The following is a 24,496-nucleotide window of genomic DNA, read 5'->3' as shown; positions in this document are numbered from 1 at the left end:
CGTCCTCAGCCCGTCGGTCAGGAGCCCGTCATGAGACAATCGACTGTCGCCTCCATCGCGCGACGTCTGATCAAAACCGTTGCCGAGGCGAGCCGCTCGCTGATCGGTGCGATCCTCCAAGGTCCGATGCCCGCCCCCCAGCCAGTGCCCGTGCGCGTTCGCGCCGACCGTCGCCGTTGAGGCCCACCCGCTGAGCTCGACGTGATGTGGCGCCCCGTCATGCGCCCATCACGGTATCGAACAGAAGCTTCCCGTTCAGCACCACGATCACCGCCGCGATGGCCCAGGACAGGATCTTGAGCCAGGGCCGGATCGTGTGGGCGCCCATTTTCCCCCGGTCCGAAACGAACCCGACCAGGGGGATGACGGCGAAGGGAAGCTGCATCGACAGGACCACCTGACTCAGGACGAGCAGCTTGGCCGTCCCCTGCTCGCCGTAGAGCGCGGTCACCCCCACCACCGGCACGATCGCGATCGCGCGGGTGATCAGGCGCCGGGCCCAGTCGGGAATGTGGAGGCGCAGGAACCCCTCCATGACGATCTGCCCGGCCAGGGTCGCCGTGACGGTGGAATTGAGGCCCGAGGCCAGCAGGGCCACCGCGAACAGCGTCGAGGCGATGCCGGCGCCGAGCAGGGGCGACAGCAGCTCGTAAGCCTGCTCGATCTCTTGGACGTCCGTGCGCCCCTGCGCATGGAAGACCGAGGCGGCCATGATCAGGATCGCGGCGTTCACGAACAAGGCCAGCATCAGGGCGATCGTCGAATCCGCCACGGCGAAGCGGATCGCTCCGCGCCGGCCCTTCTCGGTGCGCGGATAGGCCCGGGTCTGCACGATCGACGAGTGCAGGTAGAGGTTGTGGGGCATCACGGTAGCGCCGATGATGCCGATGGCGATGTAGAGCGCCGCCGGGTTCCGGACGATCTCCGCCGAGGGCAGGAAGCCGCCGAGCACCGCCTGGATCGGCGGTGCGGCGAGGGCGATCTGGATCCCGAAGCTGACGAAGATCACCGCCAACAGGGCGATGACGAACGCTTCGAGCGCGCGAAAGCCCCGCCGCATCAGGAGCAGGATCAGGAAGACGTCGAGCGCCGTGAGGGTGGCGCCGACGACGAGGGGCAGCCCGAACAGGAGCTTGAGGGCGATCGCCGTCCCGATCACCTCGGCCAGGTCGCAGGCGATGATCGCCGCTTCGCAGGCGAGCCACAGGACCAGGCTGACGGGGCGCGGATAATGATCCCGGCAGGCCTGGGCGAGGTCGCGTCCCGTGGCGATGCCGAGCCGGGCGGCGAGCGCCTGGAGGACGATGGCCATCAGGTTGGACAGCAGGATGACCGAGAGCAGCGTGTAGCCGAACTGCGCACCTCCGGCGATGTCGGTCGCCCAGTTGCCGGGATCCATGTAGCCGACCGAGACCATGTAGCCGGGGCCGATGAAGGCCAGCAGTCGACGCAGCCAGGTGCCGGTCGCCTGGACGGGCACGCTCCCGTTCATCCGTCCGAGGCTCGGCTGGGCCAGCGTCTCACGGCTGAAGCGCCAGGATCCTTCGGGTCTCGGTCCCGCCGCGCGTGGTCCGTCCGTCAGGGCACCCTCCGGGGCCGAGACGGGACCCGGTGTCATCAGATCTTCGTGTCGAGCCATGCCTACGCGTGTTTCCGCCAAAGGGACCGCCAGGCGCCTCGTGGCGACCCTCCGCTTTATAGCAGGAGCTATAAAAACAGCAAACGGCTATGTCGGGCTCGCGCGATGGCGGCGCTTCCCGGCGTTGCCGGCTCTCAGGATGCCAGGGCCTGCAGGTTGCGATCGATATCGGCCACGCCGTGCGCCGCGGTTTGCATGCTCATGGAAATCTCCTGCGTGACGGCGCTCTGCTCCTCGACGGCGGACGCCACCCCGGTGACGAAGCCGCGCACCACATCGATCGCCTGACCGATCGCCGCCAGGGACGCGACCACGTCGCCGGACACCGCCTGCATCGTCTTGATGTCCTCGGCGATGCGGGTGGTGGCGCTCGTGACCTGGTTGGAGAGGTTCTTCACCTCGCCCGCCACCACGGCGAAGCCGCGGCCGGCCTCGCCGGCGCGGGCGGCCTCGATCGTGGCGTTGAGCGCCAGCAGGTTGATCTGGCCGCCGACGCCCTGGATCAACTGGACGATCCCGTTCATCGACGTGGCGGCGTCGGCGAGCTGGCCGGTCGACCGGTCGGCCCTCTGCGCGCGCTCGTCCATCTCGTCCACCTCCTGGCGGGATCGGGCGAGGCTGCCGGCGATCTCGCCGATGGAGGCGTTCAATTCCTCGGCGGCCGAGGCCACCGTCTGGACGTTGACCAGGGTCTGCGACGAGGCGCTCGCCGCGTCGATCTGCGAGCGCATCCGCGCCGTGATGTCGGTGGCGTACTTGACCACCTTGAACGGCTTGCCGCCCATGTCGAAGATCGGGTTGTAGGAGGCCTGGATCCAGATCCGTCGGCCGCCGGCGCCGACGCGCTGGAAGATGCCGCTCTGGAACTCGCCCCGGCGCAGGGCGGCCCAGAAGGCGGTGTACTCGGCCGAGGCCCCATAGGCCGGCTCGACGAACAGGCTGTGGTTCTGGCCCCGGATCTGCGCGAGATCGTAGCCCAGAACGCCGAGGAAGTTCGCGTTCGCATCCAGGACCTGCCCAGCGAGGTCGAAGTGGATCACGCCCTGCGAGCGGCCGATCGCCTCGACCTGACCCTGCAACTCCGCGGTCCGCAGCCTCTCGGTCGTGATGTCGGTGGCGAACTTGACCACTTTGACCGGGCGCCCGGCCGGATCGAGGATGGGGTTGTAGGTCGCCTGCAGCCAGATCGCGCGGCCGTCCTTTCCGACGCGCCGGAACTCGCCGCTCTGGAAGACGCCTTGGGCCAGTCCCTCCCAGAAGGCGCTGTAGGCGGCGCTGTCCCGCTCGGGGCCGTCGACGAACAGGCGATGGTGCTGCCCCCTCACCTCGTCGAGGCCGTATCCCACCACGTCGAGGAAATTGCGGTTGGCGTTCAGGATCGTTCCGTCGAGGTCGAACTCGATCACGCCCTGCGATCGGTCGATGGCTTCGATCTGGCTCAGCGTGTCGGCGCTCCGCCGTTTCTCCTCCGTGATGTCGGTGGCGAATTTGACCACGCCGGTGACCCGGCCGTCCCGTCCCCGGATGGGGTTGTAGGTCGCCTGCAGCCAGATCTCGCGGCCACCCTTGCCGATCCGCCGGTACTCGGCGCGCTGGAACTCGCCCCGGGCGAGGGCAGACCAGAAGGCCTTGTAGGCCGGACTGTCCTGGTCCGTGCCGGCGACGAAGATCCGATGATGCTGGCCTTTGATCTCGGAGAGCGCATAGCCGACGGTCTTCAGGAAATTCTCGTTGGCGGCGACGATCGTGCCGTCGGGGAGGAATTCGATCACGGCCTGGGACCGGTCGAGCGCCTCGAGCTTCGCCGCGGTGCGGGTGTTGAAGAAGGTCATGGGCATTCCTCGGCTGCGACGCGTTCCACTGCCGTTCGGACACCTCTGCACCCTCCGCGGGGACCGTGAGACGGTCCGGCCCGCGGTGAGGAAGCGCGACGCGATCCCTCGGGCGAATTGTGCGGTCGATTGACGATCCGGAGCGCTCGACATCCCCTGTGGCGTGTTTCGTCCGCAGCGTCTGGTCCGCTGCCGGCGCTCTCGACGGTGTGCGCTGATTGAAGCCGCCAAGGCTTAAGGTCGAATTAAATCGCCGGTAACGTCCCTGTGATCGGCCCTGAATATTTGTAATTCAGGTCATTATCATAAGTGAAAGCCCCACGAAACAAGTTCTCAGCTTACGAGGAGGATTGGAGGAGCTTCTGGTCCGTTTCGTTCGTAATCGCAGGATGCAGGCCGATGGTCATGCGCGGAAAGCGAGCGTCACGGTGGGGGACGGCCCCTCCATCGTCTCGCCGACACCTTATCGGCGGAACGCGGTTCGGGTCCCGGCCGTGATTTGATGTCCGCGCAGGAGACCAAGACTGGCGCCGTCGATCATGCGACGCAGCAACATCTCGGCATCTGCTTTGATGCCTGGGCCGCGCATTCCCCATGCGGAAGGCGCCCGTCTCGGTGGTTTGCCGCCGTTGCGCCCGGTCCGCGATGATGTGTACCTGAGGGGGCCGTACGCCGAAGAGAAGCGGCCGGACGGATCAGAGCGACGCATGCGGAGCCGGCGGGTATGAAGTGGCAGCGTCTCGCACCGGCCGGTCCGCGACAGCAGATGGTCGCGACGGCGCTGGCCGGCCTCCTGCTGGGGCTCGGCGGGGTCACGGCGGGGACGACGATGGTGAAGGCCTCGGAGCGCGGGGGCCTCTTCAACTTCCTCGAGACACTGTTCCGCGAGCCGCCCTCCCCTCCGGCGGCCTCCGTTCCGTCGCGCCGCCCCGGGCATTACGTGTCGCTTCCAGACGCCCGGCGGGTGAGCGCCGCGCGCCCGATGCGCCAGACGCCGCGCGCCGTTGCCGAGGCGAGCGCGGCCCGACCGATCCGGCTCCGGCATCCCCGGGGGGCCGCCGCTTCCAGCCCGGTGGCGGCGGTTCCGGCCGCCACGCGCACCGTCCTGGGCGCCCGCACCGTCTGCGTGCGGTCCTGCGACGGCTACGTCTTCCCGCTCGGACGCCTCGGGGCCCGATCCGACCTGCCGGTCCACGAGGCCGCCTGCGCGGCGGCCTGCCCGAACACGCCGACCCGTCTCTTCACCCTGGGGGCCGGGGAGACCGAACTCGACCGTGCCGTCGGCCTCGACGGACAGACCTATCGCAGCCTCGCGGTGGCCAACCTGTACCGGACGAAGCGGGTGGAGCATTGCAGCTGTCAGCCCGAGCAGGGTGTGTCCGCGCCGCTCTCGATCCTGCAGGATAGGACCGTGCGCGCCGGCGACGTCGTCGCCACCGAGGCGAGCGCGGCCGTCGTCACGCGGGCCCGTGCCGGCGGCTTCACCGTCGTCGACTTCCGCGCCGCGCGCGGCCTGTCGCGGCGCGCGCGGCGCGACATCGACGCCAAGGTCGACGTGGTCCGCCGCGAGGCCGATGCCCGGGCCCTCCGCCAGGGGAGCCGCAGCGCCGATCGCGCGGTCCGCGTCCGCGTCGCCGCCTCCGCCGGCTTCGAGCCGGTGCCGCTGCCGATCGAGGTCGAGCCGCGCTTCGGTCCGGTCCGGGCGCCGACCCGGGTCGTGATGGCATCGCCCTTCGTCTACTGAGCCGGCCGTCGGCCGCGGGCCGCGCGTTGTCCCCCGGCCGGGGATGGCTTAGGGGCGGGTTCGATCCCATGCGCTCCGGAGCCGCTATGAGCGAGACGCAGTCCGATCCCGCCTTCGACGGGGCTCCGCCCCCGAGCGGTGAGACAGTCCGGCTCTCCGCCCTCGTCCGGCGGCGGATCGCACCGAACGGGGGACCGTTCACCGCGACCGGCACCTGCAGCTACCTCGTGGGCGACGCGGCCGTCGCCATCATCGATCCGGGCCCGGCGGATGAGGGGCACATCGCGGCGCTCGTCGAGGCCTGCGCCGGGGCACCCGTGACCGCCATCCTGGTGACCCATACCCACCGGGATCACTCGCCGGGGGCCCGGCTGCTCCAGGCGCGCACGGGCGCGCCGATCCTGGGCTGCGGCCCCCACCGGGCGGCGCGTGCCCTCGGCGCGGGCGAAATCCCCCATCTCGACGCCAGTGCCGACCGGGACCACGTCCCCGACCGGCAACTGCACACGGGCGAGACCGTCACGGGGCCGGGCTGGACCCTCGCGGCGCTGGAGACCCCCGGCCACACCATGAACCACCTCGCCTTCGCCCTGCGGGAGGAAACGGCCCTGTTCTCGGGCGACCACGTGATGGCGTGGTCGACCACCATCGTGGCGCCCCCCGACGGCGCGATGCGCGCCTACATGGAGTCGCTCGAGGCCCTGCGGGATCGCGAGGAGACGATCTACTGGCCGGGCCATGGCGGACCGGTCCGCGATCCGCGCCGCTTCGTGCGCGGTCTCGCCACCCATCGCCGTCAGCGCGAGAGCGCGATCCGCAGCCGCCTGGAGGCGGGCGACCGGGACATCGGCACCATCGTCGCGGCGATCTACCAGGGCCTGAAGCCGGCCCTGCGCGGCGCGGCGGCCCTGTCGGTCTTCGCCCACCTCGAGGATCTGGTCGAGCGCGGAATCGTGCGGAGCGACGGTCCTGCCCGGCTCGACAGTCGCTACTGGCCGGCCTGAACGCCGCTCACTTCACCGCGATGGCCAGGTTGGCGACCTCGTCGAGATAGGCGCGGATCCGGTCGGCGTTGCTGCCGAGGTCCCGGGTGCCGAGGCGCGAGGCGGAGCGGACATCGATGCGGGCCCCGTCCGCCCGCGGATGGACCCGCACGGTGACGTCGTCGGCGAGGTTGAGGACGGGACCGCGCGACACGGCTTCGATGCGGCCGTTCCCTACGCGGCCGCCGGGGCGGATCGCCTCGACGATCTGCCAGCGACGGTTCACGGCCGCCTTGCGCGCGAGCTCGAAGGCCTCGTCGGCGTCGAGGTCGAGGGTGAGCGGCGCGATCTGCGGATAGGCCGCCCGCTGGGCGGCCCGGGCGGCGGGACCCGGATCTGGCGGGTAACGACCCTCGCGGGCGGCGAAGGCGGTGCGAGAGCGGGAGAAGGCCGGGGGATTGTCGGTGTCGGTGGTCACGTCCGCGATCGCCGGCAGCCGCAGGGCGCGCAGGCCCGCAAAGGCCGGATAGGCGAGGACGAGGCTCGCCAGGAACAGGCCCGCCAGGGCCGCCCCGAGGCCCCGCGCGCCTTCGCGCCAGACCCGCACGAAGGCGACGAGGGCGAGGACCACCGCGACCACCGCCAGGGCGAGACCGGCGCCGAGGGTCGCCAGGGCCGGGCCGGCCTCGGCGCGCGGATCGCGCACCAGGACCAGGGCGAAGAGGCTCACGAGAAGGGCCAGCACGGCGACGGTCCGCGAGACCGGGCCGGCGCGGGTGATGGGATCTTCGTAGGGCAGACGACGCATGCTGTGACGAGATTCGCTGTCCGGAAGATCCGCGGGGCCGTGCGCTGGGAGCTTTACCGGTCCGCGCTCCGCGGCGCCACCCGGGCCGTGCGTCGCGCAGCTTCCGGGACGGGCGCCGTGTCTGCTATAGCCGCCGGACGATGCCCGCGCCCCCATCCACTCCGACGCCCGCCGAGGCCGCCGATCCGCTGCGGGTCTGGTTCCGCTTCATCCGCCTCAACCGTCGGGTGACCGCCGCGATGGCCGGGGAATTGCGCGGCCTGGGATTGTCCATTCCCCAGTTCGATGCGCTCTCCACCCTCACCGAGCGCGAGGGCATGACCCAGCAGGACCTCGCGGCGCGGCTCTACGTCACCAAGGGCAACGTCTCCGGGCTGATCGATCGTCTGGTCGAGGCCGGCCTCGTCGAGCGGCGTCCGATCCCGGGCGACCGGCGCTCCCACGCCCTCTACCTCACCGCCGCCGGCGCGGACCTCGCCACGCGCGGCATCGTCGCGCAGAAGGCGTACGTCGCCCGCACCCTGGGGCAGTTGCCGGTTCAGGACATCGCGGATTTCGAGCGCCTGGTGCTGAAGTGGCGCGATCTGGCCCGGGAACAGCCGGTCACGGGCGAGGCTGGCTAGAGCCCGAGCAGCGCCGGCAAATCCGCGGCCGAGTCGAGGATGTAGTCGGCCAGGGGGGCCATCTCGTCCCGGGCTGCAGGACCGAGCGGGCCGCTGAGCACCGCGATCGCGACGGCCCCGGCCGCGCGGGCCGCGACGAGATCGTAGGGGGAGTCGCCCACCATGGCGATCCGGCGCGCCGGCACCCCGAGATGGTCGGCGAAGGCCGTGACCATTCCGGGCTTCGGCTTGGAACCGTGGCCGGAATCATAGCCCACCACGAAGGCGCAATGCGCGGCGAGGCCGAGAGCGGCGCATTGGGCCCGCGCCGACGCCTCGGCGTCATTGGTGGCGATCCCGAGGGTGAAGCCGCCGGCGACGAGGCGCGCGGCGAGGTCCGACGGCGTCCCGATCGGCGTGAGGGCCGCGAGGCCGGCGGCCCGGAACAGCGCATCCATCTCGGCGTAGAGCACCGGGCCGGCGGGCCGGTCCAGGACCTCGGCCCAGAGGGGGCCGTAGCCGGCCGACGAGCCGGCGATCAGCGGCGAGGTCGGCGCGAAGCGCTGGCCGCCCTCGTCGTAGTGGCTCACGCGCATGAGCGCATCCAGCCGGGACCGGTCGCCGCCCGACAGGTCGGACATCACCGCATAGGCGGCCGGCCCCCAGGTCCGGTCGAAATCGACCAGGGTCCCGTCCTTGTCGAACAGGATGCCGCGGATCCGGGTGCCCAGGGTCTCAGGCCGCATCGCGGACCTTCTCGACCTCGATCACCACGCCCTGCGGCGTCATGCGCTCGCGCGCCACCATTCGGTCGCCGGGCTCGAAGACGCCGAGGGCCACGTCGCGGTCGGGCAGGACCACCGTGGTGGTCTTGTTGAGGTGGACGAGGACGTGGCGCTTCTGCGCCAGGGACGACACCGCCCAGCGCTTGAGCTGGCCGTAATAGGGCTCGCGCCGCCAGGCATTCGGCTGGCCCGGATCGACCTGCACGTTCATGTGGCGCGAGACCGGATCGAGGCTGAGCACCATCTTGGCGCGCTCGGGCTTCCATTCCGGGCCGAGCCAGGCCTCCGTCATCCAGAGGCAGTGAAAGGCGCGGCAATGGTCGGGCCGGGTCGCATGGATGGCGCAGCCCCGCCCCTGCTTCGTGTGCCGGCACCACTGCCCGGCGACCGATTCCACCGCCGGGACGTCGTAGACCTTGCAGCAGAGGGTGCAGGTTCCGCAGGTGCGGCCGGGGGCGGGTTGGGCCACGATGGTTGCGGGGTCGAGCATGGCTTCGGGTCCGGTTGCGACGTCGCGCGGGTTTCTACCGGGGGCGCCCCTCGTTACAGTCGCGCACCCATGTCGGCCATCGGCCAACCGTCAGGCAAAAATATGCTCTCGAACCTCGCGACCCGCGACGTCGAAACCCTGATCCACCCCTACACCAACCTGGAGACCTTTCGCGAGACCGGTCCGCTGGTGATCGAGCGCGGCCACGGGGTCTGGGTCTACGACAGCGACGGCCGTCCCTATCTGGAGGGCATGGCCGGTCTCTGGTGCACGGCGCTGGGCTATTCCAACGAGGAGCTCGTGGAGGCGGCCAGCGAGCAGATGGCGCGCCTGCCCTTCACCCACCTGTTCTCCGGGCGCAGCCACGACCCCGCGATCGAGCTGGCCGAGACCCTGAAGGAGCTGATGCCGGTTCCGACCTCGAAGATCTTCTTCACCTCGTCGGGGTCCGAGGCGAACGACACGCAGGTCAAGCTGACCTGGTACATGAACAATGCGCTGGGCCGGCCGCGCAAGAAGAAGATCCTCTCGCACATCAAGGGCTATCACGGGGTCACGGTGGCCACGGCCTCGATGACGGGCCTTCCCGCCAACCACGCCGACTGGGACCTGCCCCTGCCGGGGTTCCTGCACGTGGGCTGCCCGCACCATTACCGCTTCGGGCAGTCGGGGGAGAGCGAGGAGGCCTTCACCACCCGCCTCGCCGCCGAGCTGGAGGCGGTGATCCTGCGCGAGGGCCCCGAGACCGTGGCGGCCTTCGTGGCCGAGCCGGTGCTCGGCGCCGGCGGCGCCATCCTGCCGCCCGCGGGCTACTACGCCAAGATCCAGGCCGTGCTCGACCGGCACGACGTCCGCTTCATCGCCGACGAGGTGATCTGCGGCTTCGGGCGGCTCGGCACCTGGTTCGGCTCCGAGGCGATGGGCATGCGGCCCGACAGCCTGTCCTTCGCCAAGGCGCTCACCTCCGGCTACCTGCCCCTCGGCGGCATCTCCGTCGACGAGCCGCTCTACCGGCTGATGGTGCAGCAGAGCGCCAAGCTCGGGACCTTCGGGCACGGCACCACCTATTCGGGGCACCCGGTCGCCTGCGCCGTCGCCCTCAAGACCATCGCGATCTACAAGCGCGACCGCATCGTCGAGGGGGTCGCCGAGAAGGCGCCGCAGTTCCAGGCGCGCCTCGCCGCCCTCGGCGATCACCCCCTCGTCGGGGAGGCCCGCGGCATCGGGCTCATCGGCGGCATCGAGCTCGTGGCGGACAAGGCGTCCCGGCGGCAATACGAGCCGAAGGCCGGCGTGGCGGCCCGGGTGGTGGCCTTCGCACAGGCCGAGGGACTGATCGTGCGGTTCCTCGCCGGCGACCGCGTCGCGGTCTGCCCGCCCCTGGTGATCGCACCGTCCGAGATCGATACCCTGTTCGACCGCCTGACGCGCGCCCTGGACCGGACGACGGCCTGGATCGCGGAGCAGAAGCTCGAAGCCGCTCCGCTCCCCGCGGCTTGACCATCAAGACTGCACTGCGAAGGTATTCTTCGCAGTGCATGATGTCGTTTGCACTGCAGGCGGCGCCCTGCTTAAGTGTTCTTGAGGTGGGATGCGCGCTCGATTTGTGCTGTGGTCGAGGGATCGTGAGAGCCTTAAGCTTTCATTCAGGTTGGCCGCGGCTGTATGGTTGTCACGTCGCTCGATCGGCGTCCGGGTGAAACCAAACGGTGCCCGCGAGACGTTCATGGCTCAAGATTAGGCAACAGAACCTGACAGAGCCTGTCGAGCACAACAGGACACCCGTTACATGCACCCGCGCCAACAGACGTCCGGCACCACTCGACGTTCCGACCGCTCCACCATCATCGTCGATCATCAGGCCGAGACATTCCGGCCCGTCGCGCTTCCGGCCCTCGCGGCAGCCGTACAGGCCGTGTCCCAGGCGCAGAAATCGGCCCGGACGGGGCTCCTGAGCAGCACCCGCTCCGCGCGCTTCGAGCACGAGGACACGCCCCTCTCCTGAGGCCCCGATCGCGGGTCGCGTCGGTGGGTTGCGTCGGGAGGCGCGAATCCACCGCTGCGGTATCCCTTCCTCAACGCCTCGGGCCTATCGGTCGCCGTGCGCGCGGCACGCTCCTCGCTTTCGTCATCTTTTGTGGCGAGAGGGACGCGCCGCGCCCTTCGCGCGACCGAGGAGCCTGACCATGCTGATCCTGCCGAGCCGCCGGCAGTTCCTGACCGGGCTCGGGGCGAGTGCGGGCGTCGTCGGATCGACGGGGGTCTATGCCTTCGGCATCGAGCCGCTCTACCGGCTCGTCGTCACGCCCTACGCGCCCGTCCTTCCGAACTGGACACCCGGCCTGTCGCTGCGCGTGGCCGTGCTCGCCGACTTCCATGTCGGCGAGCCGTTCATGCCCCTCGACCGGATCGCCGAGATCGTCGACACCACGAACGCGCTGAAGCCCGACCTCATCCTGATGCTGGGCGACTATCCGGCCGGCCCGAGCGTCACCTACCGCAAGATCCCGCTGCCGGACTTCGCCCGCGTGGTCGCGGGGCTCCGCGCCCCCCTCGGCGTCTACTCGATCCTCGGCAACCATGACTGGTGGGACGACAAGGCGGCGCAGGCGCGCCGCGACGGGCCCGTCGAGGCGCAGCGGGCGCTGGAGAATGTCGGGATCCCCGTCATGGAGAACGACGCCCTGCGTCTCGAGAAGGACGGCAAGCCGTTCTGGATCGCGGGCGTCGGCGACCAGATCCCGTTCCTCCTCGAGGATGACGGAGGCGGACGCGACGATCTGCCGGGCACCCTCGCGAAGGTCACCGATTCCGCGCCCGTGCTCCTGATGATCCACGAGCCGGACCTGTTCCTGGACGTGCCGGATCGCGTGTCCCTGACCCTCGCGGGCCACACCCATGGCGGCCAGGTCCGCATCTTCGGCTACTCGCCGGCCATGGCCGCGGTCCACGGCCGCAACGAGTTTGCATACGGCCATGTGGTCCGGAAGGGCCGCCACATGATCGTCTCGGGGGGATTCGGCGTGAGCCGCATCCCGGTGCGCCTGGGCGTACCCCCGGAGATCGTTCTGCTGACCCTCGGAAGCCCGTCCGATCCGGCGGGCAAGACCGTTCAGGCACCGGGCCTCGTCCGGGGCTGACGGGGCCGACCCGGCGCGGGCGTGGCCCGCACCGGTGCCCCGCGGGCCTCCTGAGCGGTGCCCCGCGGGCTTACTTCTTGCCGGCCTTCGGAGCGGCGATCACCATGCCCTTGGTTGAGGGCGCCGCCGCGATCGTCTTCGTCACGGGCTTCTTGGGCTTCTTCGCCTCGCGACTTCCGCGCTTCTGTTCCGTCGCCATGGCCTGTCTCCTCCCGGGTGTGGGTGGGGGATCATGGCACCGTTCCGGGAATAGGCCATCGGAATGTTTCGCGAGGCCGGCCCGGCGGGGTACCGGGCCGGTCCCCGCACTCAGAGCGGGATGTTATCGTGCTTCTTCCAGGGCTGCTCCATCTCCTTGGTGCGCAGCATGCTGAGCGCCCGGGCGATGCGCTTGCGGGTCGAGTGCGGCATGATCACCTCGTCGATGTAGCCCCGCTCGGCGGCCACGAAGGGCGAGAGGAAGCGGTCCTCGTACTCGCCGGTGCGCTCGGCGATCTTCTCCGCATCGCCGATCTCGCTGCGGAAGATGATCTCCACCGCGCCCTTGGCGCCCATCACGGCGATCTGCGCGGTGGGCCAGGCGTAGTTGAGGTCGGCACCCACGTGCTTGGAGGCCATCACGTCGTAGGCCCCGCCGAAGGCCTTGCGGGTGATGATGGTGACGAGCGGCACCGTCGCTTGGCTATAGGCGAAGAGCAGCTTGGCGCCGTGCTTGATCAGGCCGCCGTATTCCTGCGCGGTGCCCGGCAGGAAGCCCGGCACGTCCACGAAGGTGACGATCGGGATCGAGAAGGCGTCGCAGAAGCGCACGAAGCGCGCCGCCTTCCGGGAGGCGTCCGAGTCGAGCACGCCGGCCAGCACCATCGGCTGGTTGGCCACGAAGCCGACGGTGCGGCCCTCGATGCGCCCGAAGCCCGTCATGATGTTGCGGGCGTAGGTCGCCTGGATCTCGAAGAAGTCGCCCTCGTCGGCCACGCGCCGGATCAGCTCACCCATGTCGTAGGGCTTGTTCGGGTTGTCCGGGATCAGCGTGTCGAGGCTCATGTCGAGGCGCAGGGGATCGTCGAAGCTCTCGATCTCCGGCACGCCGTCGATGTTGTTGGCGGGCAGGAAGTCGAGCAGCCGGCGGATCTGCAGGATCGCCTCGACGTCGTTCTCGAAGGAGCCGTCGGCGATGGAGGATTTGGTGGTGTGGACCTTGGCGCCGCCGAGCTCTTCCGCGGTCACGACCTCGTTGGTGACGGTCTTCACCACGTCGGGGCCGGTCACGAACATGTAGCTCGTGTCGCGCACCATGAAGATGAAGTCGGTCATGGCCGGCGAGTAGACGTCGCCGCCCGCGCAGGGGCCCATGATGACGGAGATCTGCGGGATGACGCCCGAGGCCGCGACGTTGCGGCGGAAGACCTCGCCGTAGCCGCCCAGCGCCGCGACGCCCTCCTGGATGCGGGCGCCGCCGGCATCGAAGATGCCGATGATCGGCGCGCGCATCTTCAGGGCCATGTCCTGGACCTTGACGATCTTGGCCGCGTGCGCCTCGGACAGGGAGCCGCCGAACACCGTGAAGTCCTTGGAGAACAGGAAGACGGTGCGGCCGTTGATGGTGCCCCAACCCGTGACGACGCCGTCGCCGGGGATCTTCTGCTTCTCCATGCCGAAATCGGTGGAGCGGTGCTGCACGAACATGTCGAACTCCTCGAACGACCCGTGGTCGAGGAGGAGTTCGATGCGCTCGCGCGCGGTCAGCTTGCCACGCTTGTGCTGGGCCACGACGCGGTTTTCGCCGCCGCCGAGGCGGGCCTGGGCGCGCCGCTCTTCCAGCTTCTCGAGAATGTCCTTCATGCGCGCTCGACCCTGGTTGGAAAGATGACGTCGCGTTCCGCAAGACCCTGAGCCGAGACCTCGGCCGAGACCTTGACGGTCACCGTCTCAGGAACCTTGGCGGGAACCTTGGCGGTCGCGATTTGAACCGGCCTTAGCACGTGGCGCTTTCCGCGAAAATCGATTTAACGGCTCAAGTGTGCCAACTGCGCCGCGGCCTCGAATTCGGCCTGCCGTGCGGCGTGGCGCGCCTCGGCTTCCGCGTCCCGGCCCCAGACGCTCGCCTGATAGGTCTCGTCGACATGGGCCGCCGCCCAGGCTTCGGCGGGCGTGACCTGCCCCCGCAGGACCGCCAGGGCGAGGACGAGCGACCCGCTCAGCGTGGTCAAGGTGTGGAGCGCGGCCAGCCGGAACGGGCCTTCGGTCTCGCCGATCGCCCGGCGCAGGGCCGCCACGGTGGTGTCCGGCTGGGTGACGTGCATCACCCCTTCGGCGAGGATGAAGCGGGCGCCCAGATCCTGGTGCGCCCAGTCGAGGATCGGATCCCACGCCTCGGCCTGGGCGCGCACGAGGCGCTCGGGATCGCCGGCGCGATACGCCAGCAGGTCGGTCCCCGCATAAGCCGACAGGTCGTCCACCACAGCCTCGCGGCGCGGCGCGACCCCGTCGATGGCGGTGTTGGCGAGCCGCGTCAGCGGCATGGTGGCGGGGTCGATGACCGCGACCTGCGCCCCCCACTCGGCCGCCACGGCTTCCGCGAGGGCGCGGGTCGGCAGGGCCAGGGGATTGCGGGCCGGCGTGTTCGCCGGGCGCCCGTCGAGGGTCAGCCGGAAGCCGTCCCCATGCGGGGCGAGACCGGCCTCGCCGTAGAACCGCTTCGGCAGGGCGGGCTTGCCGGGGCCCCGGGCCGCGCGGGTCGGATCGGGCTGAGAAGGGTGCTCGGGCTGGGCAGGATGCTCGGGATCACCGAGCCAGTCGGTCTTGGAATCGTCGCTCATGGTTCTGCAGATAGGGCATCGCCGCGCGGGCTGCGAGACGCCGCGTCTCTCGTCTTAAGTCTTGAGTCTCGGGTCCCCGGTGCCGCGGCGGGGTCAGGCCTGGGCCGCCGCCGCGGCGCGCGGATCGCCGGAGAACAGGGCGCCGAGGTCCTCCGCGGTGTCGACGACGATCGAGGCCCCCGCGCCGAAGAGCGCGCCGACGGGGTGGTAGCCCCAGGCCACGCCGACGGCGGCGGTGCCGGCACTGACCGCCATCGTCATGTCGTAGGTGGTGTCGCCGATCATCACGGTGGCGTCCGGCCCGGCTCCGGTCTCCGCCATGGCCTGGAGCAGCATGGCGGGATCGGGCTTGGAGGGCGCGTCGTCGGCGCTCTGGGTCGTGGCGAACCATCCCCGCCAGCCATGGGTCTCGATCAGGCGATCGACCCCGCGCCGCGCCTTGCCGGTGGCGATGCCGAGCTGCACGTCGTCGCGGGCATGGAGGCGCGCGAGCAGCGCTTCCATGCCGGGGAACAGCGGCTCCTCGTAGTTCGGATCGAGGCGCAGGATGTTGAAGGCGCGCTTGTAGCTCTCGGACAGGCCTTCGATCGGGCCATCGTCGCCGACGAGGCGCCGGAAGGCCTGCGGCAGCGACAGGCCGACCACCGAGAGCGATTCGGTTCGGCTCGGCGCCGTCAGGCCGTGCTCGGCGAAGGCCATGCCCTGCGCGGCCACGATGAGGTGCTGGCTGTCGACGAGGGTTCCGTCGACGTCGAAGACGATGAGCTTCACGGATTCTGGCTCGTGCTGCGAGACGCCGTCCTCACGGCTGTCGGGTGCCCTGGGGCTGACCGTTCCGGGGACGATCGTAGCCGAGCTTGCACCGGACGAGGAACCGGCGCCGGGCCCCGCCGCGCAGACCCCGGGTGTGCGAGATCCGGTTGCAGGCGGCGTAGGAGCGCCGCCGGGGCCGGCCGACCTGTGCCGCGCCGCGCCCGCCGGCCGTGCCCACGGCCTGACTGGTACCCGCCGGCCGTGCTCCCGGCGCCTGTGCGCCCGGGCTTTGGGCGCCCGCGCCCTGCGGCGGGGCGGCCGGTGCCGCCTGCGGCTGCGCCGCCGTCTGGGGCGTCGCCGGCGCCTGCGGCTGCGTCCTCGTCTGGGTCTGGGCCGGTGGGGCCGCCTGCGCCATCGCGGCGGTGCTGAGCGTACCGCCGGCGCCGATGGCCGTGAGGGTCAGGAATGCGAAGCCGATCGCCGGCGTCAGGATCGTGTCTCGATGCATCGTGGCGCGACGGTCCTTGGCCGGTGGCAACGTGCCCGCCGGGATGGATCAGGAGGATAAGGCATGGCGGGCGCTTGCCAAGGTGCAACCGTGGCGCCCGCCCCCCTCGTCCTCCGGCGAGGTGCCGCACCTCCCGGGAGCGGGAGGGGGCTTCAGGCTTCCGGCGCCTCCACGATGGGATCGTAGCGGGATGCGTCGAACCCGAGCAGGTTCCAGCTCTGCGCCATATGCGGCGGAAGCGGGGCCGTGACGTCCACGGGCTGTCCCGTACGCGGATGCGGGATCACGATCCGGCGCGCGAGGAGATGCAGCCGGTTCTGGATGCCGCCGGGCAGCTCCCAATTCTCGATGCTGAAGTATTTCGGGTCGCCCACGATGGGGTGTCCGATATGGGCGGCGTGCGCGCGCAACTGGTGCGTGCGCCCGGTCACCGGCTTCAGCGACAGCCACGACAGCTTCTGGGCCGCGTTGTCGACCATGGCGTAGTAGGTCAGGGCGTGCGCGGCGCCCTCGTCGCCGTGCTTGGCGACCCGCATGCGCGCATCCGCGTCCGTGGGCTCCTCCTTGGCGAGGTAGGTCGAGATCCGGCCCTGCGCCACCCGCGGCACACCGGCGGTGAGCGCCCAGTAGACCTTCCGGGCCGAGCGCGACCGGAAGCTCTTGGCCAGCGTCGCGGCGGCCAGTCGCGTCTTGGCCACGATGAGGCAGCCGGCGGTGTCCTTGTCGAGCCGGTGAACCAGGCGCGGCTTCTGCCCGTCCTTGCCCGTCAGCGCCTCCAGGAGGCCATCCACGTGCCGCACGGTGCCGGAGCCGCCCTGCACGGCGAGGCCGAAGGGCTTGTTCAGGATCATCATCTCGGCATCCTCGTAGAGGATGAGCGAGCGGATGAAGTCGGCGTCGGTGGCGTCCTTCGCGGCCGAGCGGGGGCGCTCGCCCTGGGCCTCGAGCTTCAGCGGCGGCACGCGCACGCTCATGCCCGGCTCGAGCCGGTCGTTGGGCTTGGCGCGCTTGCCGTCGACCCGGAGCTCGCCCTTGCGCACGATGCTCTGGACGCGGGTGAAGGGCAGCTGGGGGAAGCGCGTGGTCAGGAAGCGGTCGATCCGCATCCCGGCCTCGTCCTCCTCCACCGTGAGGGTCTGGACGCCGGAGGCCAGGGTCGCGGAGGCGGCGGCGCGCTGCTCGCGCCGGGTCGGTCCCTCCGGAACCGGTGCGGTCTCGCGGGCGCCCGCATCCGGGCGGCGCGGCGCGGCACCGGCCGGGGCCGGTCGCTCGGCCCGGGTGCGCGGGGCGCGCCGGGGGGCTTCGTCCGTTCTCTCGAAGCCGTCCTGTCCGAACCTGTCCTGCCCGAACCTGTCCTGCCCGAAGCCCTCCTGCGGGCCGGTCTCGCGGTCCCGGGCCTCCTGGCCGGGGCGCCAGGGTGCGTGCTTGGCCGCGGCATCGCCGCGCGCCTGCGCCGCGCGCTGGGCCGCATCGAGGGCGCTGGTGCGCGGGCCGGTGCGCTCGCGGTCCGGGCGCTTGAAGGCGCCCGGCTTGCCGGGCCGGCCGGGGCGGCCGGGCGGTGCGCCGCGGCCGGCGCCGGCGCCCTTGCTGGCGCCCTTGCGCCCGGAGCCGCCGCGTGAAGGTGGTCGTGTGGTCATGGCCTGCTCGTAACACCGGCCGGCGCCGCCACAAAGGGCACGGGGGCGATGTCGCCGGGCCGGGTGAGCTTTTCCGGGCCTCGGCCTGGACTCAGGCGGCCCGTCGCGCCGCCTCCAGCGTCAGCCCGGTGCCGACCGAGCCGAAGGTGTCCCCCTCGACCACCCGGGCGTTCGGGACGCCGGCGGTCAGGGCGGCGCGGACATGGGGCAGGCCGGTGGAGCCCCCGGTGAGGAACAGGGCGTCGATCCGGTCGGCCGAGAGGCCGGCTTGCGTCAGGCATCGCGCGATCCGCTCGGCGATCCGCCGCGCGAGCTCGTCGGTGTGAACGACGAGGCCCTCCCGGTCGATGTCCGCCCTGAGATTCGCCTCGACCCAGTCCAGGTCGATCCGGCCCTGCCCGGCCTCCGAGGTGGCGATCTTGGCGCCCTCCACCTCCATCGCCAGGGAGTGCCCGCGCTCGGCTTCGACGACGGTGTGGAGCCGGGCCAGCAGGTCGGGCCGCCTCGCGTCCCGGCGGACTTCCTCGATCTCGCGCAGGGTCTTGGCGTTGTAGAGCCGGTTGATGCTCGACCAGGTAGCGAGGTCGTGGAAATAGCCCGTGGGGACGTCGAGGTCGCCCCGCGTCATCGCGCTCCCGAGCCCGAGCAGCGGCATCACCGTGCCGAGGCTCAGCCGGCGGTCGAAGTCCGTCCCGCCGATGCGCACCCCGTCATTGGCGAGGATGTCGCCGCTGCGATCGGGTCGGGCGTGCCGCTCCGGCGAGAGGCGCACGATGGAGAAATCCGAGGTGCCGCCGCCGATATCCGCGATGAGGGCGATCTCCTCCGACCCGACCTGCTGCTCGTAGTCGAGGGCCGCCGCGATCGGCTCGAACTGGAACGAGACGTGGCGGAAGCCGATGCCGGTGGCGATCGCCCGGAGCGCCTCCTCGGCGCGGGCATCGCCCTCCGGATCGCCGTCGACGAAGTGGACCGGGCGGCCGTGGACGACCGTGTCGAGGCTTCGGCCCGCCGCCGCCTCCGCCCGCGTCTTCACGGCCGCGAGATAGCGGGCGATGACGTCGCGGAACTTGATGCGCTCGCGGCCGACGGGGGTCGTCTCCTCCAGGAGGGACGAGCCCAGCACCGACTTGAGGCTCCGCATCAACCGGCCCGGTGTTCCCTCGAGGTACTCGGCCATGGCGGCCCGTCCGACGACCGGCGCCTGTCCCGGCGGAAAGAAGATCGCGCTCGGGATCGTGACGTGGCGCCCCTCCAGGGGCACGAGCTGCGGGCGCTGTCCGGTGACGAGGCCGAGGGTGGTGTTCGAGGTGCCGAAATCGAGGCCGCAGGCCGCCATGAGGATCTCCGGACGTCAGGTCCGCCGAGGTTAAGGGGCCGCCGGCCTACAGGCTGCCCCGCGTCCGGTCCACCATCCCGGGACGCGAAACCGCGGGCCGGGGCTCCCCGGCTCCCGGGCGAACCGGGCGACGAATCGCCCGGCGCGGGCGTCTCAGCCCTCCCCGAGATAGCGCAGCCGCAGGTGGGCCATGAAGTCCTCCGCGCCGAGGGGTTTGCCGGTGGCGGCGACGAGCAGCGCATCGGTCTCGAGAAGGGAGCCGCGGGCGTGGACCGCCTCGCCCAGCCATCCGCGCAGGGCCGTGAAATCGCCCCTGGCCAGGTCGGACGGCAGGTCGGGCCTCAAGTCCCGGGCCGCGCGGAACAGCTGCGCCGCCGCCATCGCGCCGAGGGTGTATGTCGGGAAGTAGCCGAAGCTGCCGCTCGGCCAGTGGATGTCCTGCAGGCAGCCGACCCGGTCGTCGGGGACGGTGAGCCCGAGGAGGTCGTGCAGGCCGTCGTTGAAGGCGCCCGGCAGGTCGGCGACCGCCAGATCGCCCCCGATCATCGCGGTCTCCAGCCCGTAGCGCAGGAGGATGTGCGCCGGGTAGGTCACCTCGTCCGCATCGACCCGGATGAAGCCCGGCGCCACGCGCGTGTAGCACCGGTACAGGTTCCGGGCGCTCCAGGCGGGTCCCTCCCCGCCGAAGGCCTCCGCCAGGATCGGCGCGAGATAGGCGCAGAACGCCTCCGAGCGGCAGGCCTGCATCTCCACCAGCAGCGACTGGCTCTCGTGCAGGGTCATGCCGCGGGCGGTCCCGACCGGCTGGTGGCGCCAGGCGGCGGGCAGCCCCTGTTCGTAGAGGGCGTGCCCGGTCTCGTGCAGCACGCCCATCAGGGCGCTGGTGGCATCGGCGGCATCGTAGCGGGTGGTGATCCGCACATCGTCCGTGGCGCCGCCGCAGAAGGGGTGGAGGCTGATGTCGAGCCGGCCCCGCGCGAAATCGAAGCCGACGGCGCGCATCAGCCGTTCCCCGATCGCCTTCTGCGTCTCCACCGGAAACGGGCCGGTCAGGGGCAGCGGGGCCGGCTCCCGCGCCTGGCGGGCGTGAACCGCCGCGATCAGGTCCGGCAGGGCGGCGCGCAGGCGGGCGAAGAGCGGATCGATCGTCGCGCGGCGCATCCCGGGATCGTAGCCGTCGAGGAGGGCGTCGTACGGATCGAGGCCGAGGGCGGCCCCCTTCGCCGCGCCGACCTCCCGCTGTAGGCGCAGGGTCTCGCCCAGGGCCGGCGCCAGCATGGCGAAGTCGGCGCGCGCCCGCGCCTCGCGCCAGACCATGCCCGAGTGCGACGACGCCTTCGAGCTCGCCGCCACGAGATCGGCGGGCACCGCGGCGGCGTGGAGATAGGCCCGCCGCATCTCGCGCAGGTTCGCCTGCTCCCACGGGCCGAGGCCCGGCGCCTCGTCGAGGGACCGGGCGATCAGGTCGCCGGTCTCCGGGGCCGTCAGGACCTCGTGGCCGATGACCGCGAGCTGGGCGAGCTGCTCGGCCCGCATGCCGGCCGCCCCGGCGGGCATCAGCGTCTGGCGGTCCCAGTGGAGGAGCCCGGCGGCGTCGCCGAGGGCGCCGAGGCGCGCGAAGCGGGCGGAGAGGAGCGGATAGGCCTGCATGCTGGCTCGGAGGGTCCTGCTGGGTCGTGGCCGGGGCACATCGGTCCGGAGGGTGCGGCGAGACCGGGGACGCCCCGCGCCGCGAACCCCACCATGGCGCCCCCCCGGTGGCAAGGCCGGGCGGCGCGATCGCGGACACCCCGCAAGGTCTCGAACGGCCCGCAAGACTTCGGATGCCCGGCAAGACTTCGGAGACCCGGCAAGACTTCGGATGCCGCGGAAGACTTGGCGTCTTCCCGGCCAGGACAGGTCCACCCGGGGTTTCCGCAGTTAAGGCGATGTTAGCGGAGTCGGTCCAGTTTGAACGACATGGAACCCGTGCCCGCCCCGCTCAGCGACGACTCCGTCGTCTTCGATTTCAGCGCATTCCCGCTGGCACCGGGCGGCGCGGCATCCGCGACCGCCCGGGTGGCCATCGTGCCGGACCTGACCGCCGTGACGCCGGCCGGATCACGGCCCCCGTCCCTCCACCGGACGCTCCTTCCCTGGATCGGCGGTCAGGTCGCCGCGGCCATCGGTCTCGGCACCTGTCTCGCGCAAGCGATGCCGCCCGTCACCGCCAAGCCGCTGCCCACCGACGAGATGGCCTTCACCCTGCGCCTCGGCGAGGCCCCGGAGGTCACGGGACCGGTCCCGCGGGCCATCCGGGACGGCTTTCACCTGCGCCTCGCGTCGACCGACTAGCCGCGGGGCTTCACGCGCCGTCGTCGGCGCGCCGCTGCCAGCGCAGGGCCTCCCAGTGGGCCAGGCGCTCGGTGTAGCGCTGCTCCATGCCGCGATCCGTCGGTTCGTAGAACTGCTGGCGCCCGAGCGTCTCCGGCCAGTAATCCTGGCCCGAGAAGGCGTCGGGCTCGTCGTGGTCGTAGCGATAGCCCTCGCCGTACCCGATCTTGCGCATCAGCTTCGTCGAGCCGTTGAGGATGGTGCGGGGCGGCGGCAGCGAACCGTGCTCTTTTGCCACCCGCGTGGCGGCCTTGTAGGCGTTGTAGACCGCGTTCGATTTCGGCGCGCAGGCGAGGTAGACCGTGACCTGGGCCAGCGCCAGTTCACCCTCCGGCGAGCCGAGGAAGTCGAAGGCGTCCTTGGCGGCGGTGGCGACCACCAGGGCCTGCGGGTCGGCCAGCCCGATATCCTCCACCGCCATGCGCACCAGCCGCCGGGCGATGAACAGGCGGTCCTCGCCCCCGTCGAGCATCCGGCAGAGATAGTAGAGCGCCGCGTCCGGGTCGGAGCCCCGCACGGTCTTATGCAGGGCGCTGACGAGGTTGTAGTGCCCCTCCTGCGACTTGTCGTAGATCGGTGCGCGGCGCTGGATGATCGCCTGCAGCTGCTCCGCGTCGAAGGTCTCGCCCGGCTTGGCCGAGCGCCAGACCTCCTCGGCGAGGGTCAGGGAGGCCCGCCCGTCCCCGTCGGCCATGCGGACCAGGACCCCGCGGGCCTCGGCGTCCAGGGGAAGCGGCTGGCCGGTCAGCGCCTCCGCCCGCACCAGCAGCTTGGCGATGGCCGCCGCGTCGAGGGCCCGGAACAGGAGCACCCGCGCCCGCGACAGCAGCGCGGCGTTCAACTCGAAGGACGGGTTCTCCGTGGTGGCGCCGACCAGCGTCACCGTGCCGTCCTCCATCACGGGCAGGAAGGCGTCGAGCTGCGCCCGGTTGAAGCGGTGGATCTCGTCGACGAAGAGGAGGGTGCCCCGCCCCATCGCCCGGCGCCCGCGCGCCGCGTCGAACACCTTCCGGAGTTCGGCGATGCCCGAGAAGATCGCCGAGATCTGCTCGAAATGCAGGTCGGTCTCGTGCGCCAGGAGCCGCGCCACCGTGGTCTTGCCGGTGCCCGGCGGCCCCCAGAACACCAGGGAGCCGAAGGCGCGCGCGTTGAGGAGCCGGGTCAGGGCCCCGTCGGGCCCGGTCAGGTGCTCCTGCCCGACCACCTCCGCCAGGGTTTTCGGACGCAGGGCATCGGCGAGGGGGCGGGGGGCGGCGCTGGCCAGGCCGGCGGAGGCGAACAGGTCGGACATCGGCGCATCAAAGACGCGGGTGTCCGCCGCCCGCAACCGGGAAAATCACGGCCTCCCCTGCCGGCTGGGCCCTCACCCCCCGAACATCGAGGTCATGACCTCGCCGCCGCGGTTGATCGAGACCTCCCACATGTTGAGGCTGTTGCGGGTGATCCGCTCCAGGTCCTTCGTGGTGGCGATCGGCATGCCGTTGATGGCGACGATCATGTCGCCCTTCTGGAGGCCGGCGCGCGCGGCGATCGAGCCGTCGTCGACGCTGGCGACGGCGACCCCGTCCGCCGGGAAGTCGGCCTGAAGCTCCTCCGCCACGGCGGGGGATGTGTTCACCAGGGTCGCGCCGAGGAAGGGCGAGCGGGTCCGCACTTTCAGCGTGTCGCGCGGACGCGTCTCCGGCGCCGGGCCGAGCTTCACCGCCACGGTCGAGCGCCCGGTGCCGCGCAGGATGCCGAACTGGGTCTGGCCGGTGAGTCCCTTCAGGGCGAAGCGGTAGCCGAAGGCCTCCGGGTCGTCGACGCTCTTGCCGTCCACCGTGAGGATGAGGTCGCCGCGCTTGAGGCCGGCCTCCTCCGCCGGGCTCTTGGCCTGCAGGCTCGCCACCAGCACGCCGGTCGGATGATCCAGGCCCATGCTCTCGGCGATGTCGGGCGTCACGCTCTGGACGCGCGCTCCGAGCCAGGGACGCCGCACGGCATTCGCCCCGCCCTTGGCCGTCTCTACCACGGCGCGGACCATGCTGGCAGGAATGGCGAAGCCGATGCCGTGGCTGCCGCCCGACTGCGAGTAGATCGCGGTGTTGATCCCGACCAGCTGGCCCTGGAGGTTGACCAGGGCGCCACCGGAATTGCCGGGATTGATGGCGGCATCCGTCTGGATAAAGAACTGGTAGTCGGAGGAGCCGACCTGCGTGCGCGCCAGAGCCGAGACGATCCCCTGCGTCACCGTCTGGCCGACCCCGAACGGGTTGCCGATCGCCATCACGAAGTCGCCGACTTCGAGGGACTCGGAATCGCCGAAGGCCATCGGGATCAGCCCGCCGGACGGGCTCTTGATCTTCACGACGGCGAGATCGGTGCGGGGGTCGCGCAGCACGATGGTGGCTTCGAACTCGCGCCGGTCGGCGAGGGCGATGCGCACCTCGTTCATGTTCTCGATGACGTGGTTGTTGGTGATGACGAGGCCGGATTCGTCGACGATCACCCCGGAGCCGAGGGATTTCTGGGCGCGTTCGCCCGGCGCGCCGCCGCGCCCGCGGCCCCCGCCGTTGTCGCCGAAGAAGCGCCGCATGAACTCGTCCATGGCGCTGCGGCTCTGGCCCCGGGTGTCCACGTGCGAGGCATAGACGTTCACCACGGAGGGAGCGGCCCGCTTCACCACGGGGGCGAAGGAGAGCTGCACCTGGCCCTTGGCGAGGGGAACCACTTTCTCGGACGCGCTGGGGTCGGGGACCGCCGGGGACTTCATCATCTGTGCCGTGGCGGGCGCGGCGGCGAGCGTCGCGGTCAGCAGCGGGACGAGCAGAAGGGACGTGCGCGGCAAGAGGGACGTGCGCGGCAAGAGGGACGTGCGCGGCAAGAGGGACGTGCGCGGCAAGAGGGACGTGCGCGGCAAGAGGGACGTGCGCGGCAAGAGGGACGTGCGCGGCAAGAGGGACGTGCGCGGCAAGAGGGACGTGCGCGGCAAGAGCGGCGTGCGCGGCATGGAAGCTCCCGGGACGTTGGCGCGGCGCCCTGCCCCGGTCTGGGACGGCGCCGCG

22 protein-coding genes are annotated in these 24,496 nt (G+C 71.2%); 7 read left to right on the top strand and 15 right to left on the bottom strand.

The window, feature by feature from the left end:
* Nucleotides 1–217: 217 nt before the first annotated feature.
* Both AC1MGR_RS10150 and AC1MGR_RS10145 read right to left on the bottom strand, forming a co-directional pair.
* A complete protein-coding gene (locus tag AC1MGR_RS10150) occupies nucleotides 218–1,618 on the bottom strand; it encodes an Nramp family divalent metal transporter (protein ID WP_480234502.1) in 1,401 nt (466 codons plus the stop codon).
* Nucleotides 1,619–1,773: 155 nt separating this feature from the next.
* Complete coding sequence (locus tag AC1MGR_RS10145) at nucleotides 1,774–3,471, bottom strand: PAS domain-containing methyl-accepting chemotaxis protein (RefSeq protein ID WP_108038767.1); 1,698 nt, start codon at nucleotides 3,469–3,471, stop codon at nucleotides 1,774–1,776.
* A gap of 724 nt (nucleotides 3,472–4,195) precedes the next feature.
* Between AC1MGR_RS10145 and AC1MGR_RS10140 the strand changes: the two genes are divergently transcribed.
* Entirely contained in the window at nucleotides 4,196–5,215 is a 1,020-nt protein-coding gene (locus AC1MGR_RS10140; RefSeq protein ID WP_480234501.1) for a DUF2865 domain-containing protein, read from the top strand.
* 86 nt (nucleotides 5,216–5,301) lie between these two features.
* Complete coding sequence (locus AC1MGR_RS10135) at nucleotides 5,302–6,219, top strand: MBL fold metallo-hydrolase (RefSeq protein WP_108038763.1); 918 nt, start codon at nucleotides 5,302–5,304, stop codon at nucleotides 6,217–6,219.
* A gap of 7 nt (nucleotides 6,220–6,226) precedes the next feature.
* Here AC1MGR_RS10135 and AC1MGR_RS10130 read toward each other — a convergent pair whose 3' ends face one another.
* The gene (locus AC1MGR_RS10130) at nucleotides 6,227–7,006 is read right to left on the bottom strand and encodes a DUF1499 domain-containing protein (protein WP_480234500.1); all 780 of its coding nucleotides are present in this window, start codon (nucleotides 7,004–7,006) and stop codon (nucleotides 6,227–6,229) included.
* Between the two features lie 140 nt (nucleotides 7,007–7,146).
* Here AC1MGR_RS10130 and AC1MGR_RS10125 point away from each other — a divergent pair, with 140 nt between their 5' ends.
* Nucleotides 7,147–7,629, top strand: coding sequence for a MarR family transcriptional regulator (locus AC1MGR_RS10125; protein ID WP_108038760.1), 483 nt, complete (start codon nucleotides 7,147–7,149; stop codon nucleotides 7,627–7,629).
* On the opposite strand, the gene AC1MGR_RS10120 is transcribed toward AC1MGR_RS10125, so the two are convergent.
* Both AC1MGR_RS10120 and AC1MGR_RS10115 read right to left on the bottom strand, forming a co-directional pair.
* Nucleotides 7,626–8,354, bottom strand: a complete 729-nt coding sequence (locus AC1MGR_RS10120; RefSeq protein ID WP_480234499.1) for an HAD family hydrolase — start codon at nucleotides 8,352–8,354, stop codon at nucleotides 7,626–7,628. The two genes, AC1MGR_RS10125 and AC1MGR_RS10120, sit on opposite strands and share 4 nt — an antisense overlap.
* Nucleotides 8,344–8,883: a hypothetical protein gene (locus tag AC1MGR_RS10115; RefSeq protein ID WP_480234498.1), complete on the bottom strand. Its 540-nt coding sequence runs from the start codon at nucleotides 8,881–8,883 to the stop codon at nucleotides 8,344–8,346. The genes AC1MGR_RS10120 and AC1MGR_RS10115 overlap by 11 nt, the downstream gene beginning before the upstream one ends.
* 102 nt (nucleotides 8,884–8,985) lie before the next feature.
* Here AC1MGR_RS10115 and AC1MGR_RS10110 point away from each other — a divergent pair, with 102 nt between their 5' ends.
* The 3 genes from AC1MGR_RS10110 (at nucleotide 8,986) to AC1MGR_RS10100 (ending at nucleotide 12,023) form a co-directional block, all read left to right on the top strand.
* Nucleotides 8,986–10,383 carry an aminotransferase gene (locus AC1MGR_RS10110; RefSeq protein ID WP_480234497.1) on the top strand — a complete coding sequence of 466 codons (1,398 nt, stop codon included), beginning with the start codon at nucleotides 8,986–8,988 and terminating at the stop codon, nucleotides 10,381–10,383.
* A gap of 289 nt (nucleotides 10,384–10,672) precedes the next feature.
* On the top strand, nucleotides 10,673–10,888 hold the full coding sequence (locus tag AC1MGR_RS10105) for a hypothetical protein (RefSeq protein ID WP_480234496.1): 216 nt from the start codon (nucleotides 10,673–10,675) through the stop codon (nucleotides 10,886–10,888).
* Between the two features lie 181 nt (nucleotides 10,889–11,069).
* On the top strand, nucleotides 11,070–12,023 hold the full coding sequence (locus AC1MGR_RS10100; RefSeq protein WP_108038750.1) for a metallophosphoesterase: 954 nt from the start codon (nucleotides 11,070–11,072) through the stop codon (nucleotides 12,021–12,023).
* 70 nt (nucleotides 12,024–12,093) lie between these two features.
* On the opposite strand, the gene AC1MGR_RS10095 is transcribed toward AC1MGR_RS10100, so the two are convergent.
* The 8 genes from AC1MGR_RS10095 to AC1MGR_RS10060 all read right to left on the bottom strand — a co-directional run bounded on the left by AC1MGR_RS10095 (nucleotide 12,094) and on the right by AC1MGR_RS10060 (nucleotide 20,729).
* Nucleotides 12,094–12,222, bottom strand: coding sequence for a hypothetical protein (locus AC1MGR_RS10095; protein WP_463776593.1), 129 nt, complete (start codon nucleotides 12,220–12,222; stop codon nucleotides 12,094–12,096).
* 110 nt (nucleotides 12,223–12,332) lie between these two features.
* A complete protein-coding gene (locus AC1MGR_RS10090; RefSeq protein WP_108038747.1) occupies nucleotides 12,333–13,865 on the bottom strand; it encodes an acyl-CoA carboxylase subunit beta in 1,533 nt (510 codons plus the stop codon).
* A 164-nt stretch (nucleotides 13,866–14,029) separates the two neighbouring features.
* Entirely contained in the window at nucleotides 14,030–14,842 is an 813-nt protein-coding gene (locus tag AC1MGR_RS10085) for an ATP12 family chaperone protein (RefSeq protein WP_480234495.1), read from the bottom strand.
* Between the two features lie 93 nt (nucleotides 14,843–14,935).
* On the bottom strand, nucleotides 14,936–15,613 hold the full coding sequence (locus AC1MGR_RS10080) for an HAD-IA family hydrolase (protein ID WP_480234494.1): 678 nt from the start codon (nucleotides 15,611–15,613) through the stop codon (nucleotides 14,936–14,938).
* Between the two features lie 31 nt (nucleotides 15,614–15,644).
* Complete coding sequence (locus AC1MGR_RS10075) at nucleotides 15,645–16,103, bottom strand: serine/threonine protein kinase (RefSeq protein WP_480234493.1); 459 nt, start codon at nucleotides 16,101–16,103, stop codon at nucleotides 15,645–15,647.
* Between the two features lie 152 nt (nucleotides 16,104–16,255).
* Complete coding sequence (locus AC1MGR_RS10070) at nucleotides 16,256–17,740, bottom strand: RluA family pseudouridine synthase (RefSeq protein ID WP_480234492.1); 1,485 nt, start codon at nucleotides 17,738–17,740, stop codon at nucleotides 16,256–16,258.
* A 91-nt stretch (nucleotides 17,741–17,831) separates the two neighbouring features.
* A complete protein-coding gene (locus tag AC1MGR_RS10065) occupies nucleotides 17,832–19,079 on the bottom strand; it encodes an Hsp70 family protein (protein ID WP_480234491.1) in 1,248 nt (415 codons plus the stop codon).
* A 153-nt stretch (nucleotides 19,080–19,232) separates the two neighbouring features.
* Nucleotides 19,233–20,729: a carboxypeptidase M32 gene (locus AC1MGR_RS10060; protein WP_480234490.1), complete on the bottom strand. Its 1,497-nt coding sequence runs from the start codon at nucleotides 20,727–20,729 to the stop codon at nucleotides 19,233–19,235.
* Between the two features lie 318 nt (nucleotides 20,730–21,047).
* Between AC1MGR_RS10060 and AC1MGR_RS10055 the strand changes: the two genes are divergently transcribed.
* Nucleotides 21,048–21,413: a hypothetical protein gene (locus AC1MGR_RS10055; RefSeq protein WP_480234489.1), complete on the top strand. Its 366-nt coding sequence runs from the start codon at nucleotides 21,048–21,050 to the stop codon at nucleotides 21,411–21,413.
* 10 nt (nucleotides 21,414–21,423) lie between these two features.
* Here the strand turns inward: AC1MGR_RS10055 and AC1MGR_RS10050 are convergent, their stop codons facing one another.
* Complete coding sequence (locus AC1MGR_RS10050) at nucleotides 21,424–22,743, bottom strand: replication-associated recombination protein A (RefSeq protein WP_480234488.1); 1,320 nt, start codon at nucleotides 22,741–22,743, stop codon at nucleotides 21,424–21,426.
* Between the two features lie 72 nt (nucleotides 22,744–22,815).
* Nucleotides 22,816–24,207: a Do family serine endopeptidase gene (locus AC1MGR_RS10045; protein ID WP_480234764.1), complete on the bottom strand. Its 1,392-nt coding sequence runs from the start codon at nucleotides 24,205–24,207 to the stop codon at nucleotides 22,816–22,818.
* Nucleotides 24,208–24,496: the final 289 nt, after the last annotated feature.

The sequence above is a fragment of the Methylobacterium sp. BI1 genome (genome assembly GCF_056680125.1).
Note: the sequence above shows the minus strand (reverse complement) of the source record. Positions and strands in the feature narration are given on the sequence as shown.

Coding starts and splice junctions, on each gene's coding strand:
- AC1MGR_RS10100 (WP_108038750.1), top strand. CDS start 11,070: ATGCTGATCCTGCCGAGCCGCCGGCAGTTCCTGACCGGGCTCGGGGCG.
- AC1MGR_RS10110 (WP_480234497.1), top strand. CDS start 8,986: ATGCTCTCGAACCTCGCGACCCGCGACGTCGAAACCCTGATCCACCCC.
- AC1MGR_RS10050 (WP_480234488.1), bottom strand. CDS start 22,743: ATGTCCGACCTGTTCGCCTCCGCCGGCCTGGCCAGCGCCGCCCCCCGC.
- AC1MGR_RS10135 (WP_108038763.1), top strand. CDS start 5,302: ATGAGCGAGACGCAGTCCGATCCCGCCTTCGACGGGGCTCCGCCCCCG.
- AC1MGR_RS10085 (WP_480234495.1), bottom strand. CDS start 14,842: ATGAGCGACGATTCCAAGACCGACTGGCTCGGTGATCCCGAGCATCCT.
- AC1MGR_RS10045 (WP_480234764.1), bottom strand. CDS start 24,207: ATGATGAAGTCCCCGGCGGTCCCCGACCCCAGCGCGTCCGAGAAAGTG.
- AC1MGR_RS10145 (WP_108038767.1), bottom strand. CDS start 3,471: ATGACCTTCTTCAACACCCGCACCGCGGCGAAGCTCGAGGCGCTCGAC.
- AC1MGR_RS10060 (WP_480234490.1), bottom strand. CDS start 20,729: ATGCAGGCCTATCCGCTCCTCTCCGCCCGCTTCGCGCGCCTCGGCGCC.
- AC1MGR_RS10130 (WP_480234500.1), bottom strand. CDS start 7,006: ATGCGTCGTCTGCCCTACGAAGATCCCATCACCCGCGCCGGCCCGGTC.
- AC1MGR_RS10115 (WP_480234498.1), bottom strand. CDS start 8,883: ATGCTCGACCCCGCAACCATCGTGGCCCAACCCGCCCCCGGCCGCACC.
- AC1MGR_RS10090 (WP_108038747.1), bottom strand. CDS start 13,865: ATGAAGGACATTCTCGAGAAGCTGGAAGAGCGGCGCGCCCAGGCCCGC.
- AC1MGR_RS10125 (WP_108038760.1), top strand. CDS start 7,147: ATGCCCGCGCCCCCATCCACTCCGACGCCCGCCGAGGCCGCCGATCCG.
- AC1MGR_RS10105 (WP_480234496.1), top strand. CDS start 10,673: ATGCACCCGCGCCAACAGACGTCCGGCACCACTCGACGTTCCGACCGC.
- AC1MGR_RS10065 (WP_480234491.1), bottom strand. CDS start 19,079: ATGGCGGCCTGCGGCCTCGATTTCGGCACCTCGAACACCACCCTCGGC.
- AC1MGR_RS10140 (WP_480234501.1), top strand. CDS start 4,196: ATGAAGTGGCAGCGTCTCGCACCGGCCGGTCCGCGACAGCAGATGGTC.
- AC1MGR_RS10095 (WP_463776593.1), bottom strand. CDS start 12,222: ATGGCGACGGAACAGAAGCGCGGAAGTCGCGAGGCGAAGAAGCCCAAG.
- AC1MGR_RS10070 (WP_480234492.1), bottom strand. CDS start 17,740: ATGACCACACGACCACCTTCACGCGGCGGCTCCGGGCGCAAGGGCGCC.
- AC1MGR_RS10075 (WP_480234493.1), bottom strand. CDS start 16,103: ATGCATCGAGACACGATCCTGACGCCGGCGATCGGCTTCGCATTCCTG.
- AC1MGR_RS10150 (WP_480234502.1), bottom strand. CDS start 1,618: ATGACACCGGGTCCCGTCTCGGCCCCGGAGGGTGCCCTGACGGACGGA.
- AC1MGR_RS10120 (WP_480234499.1), bottom strand. CDS start 8,354: ATGCGGCCTGAGACCCTGGGCACCCGGATCCGCGGCATCCTGTTCGAC.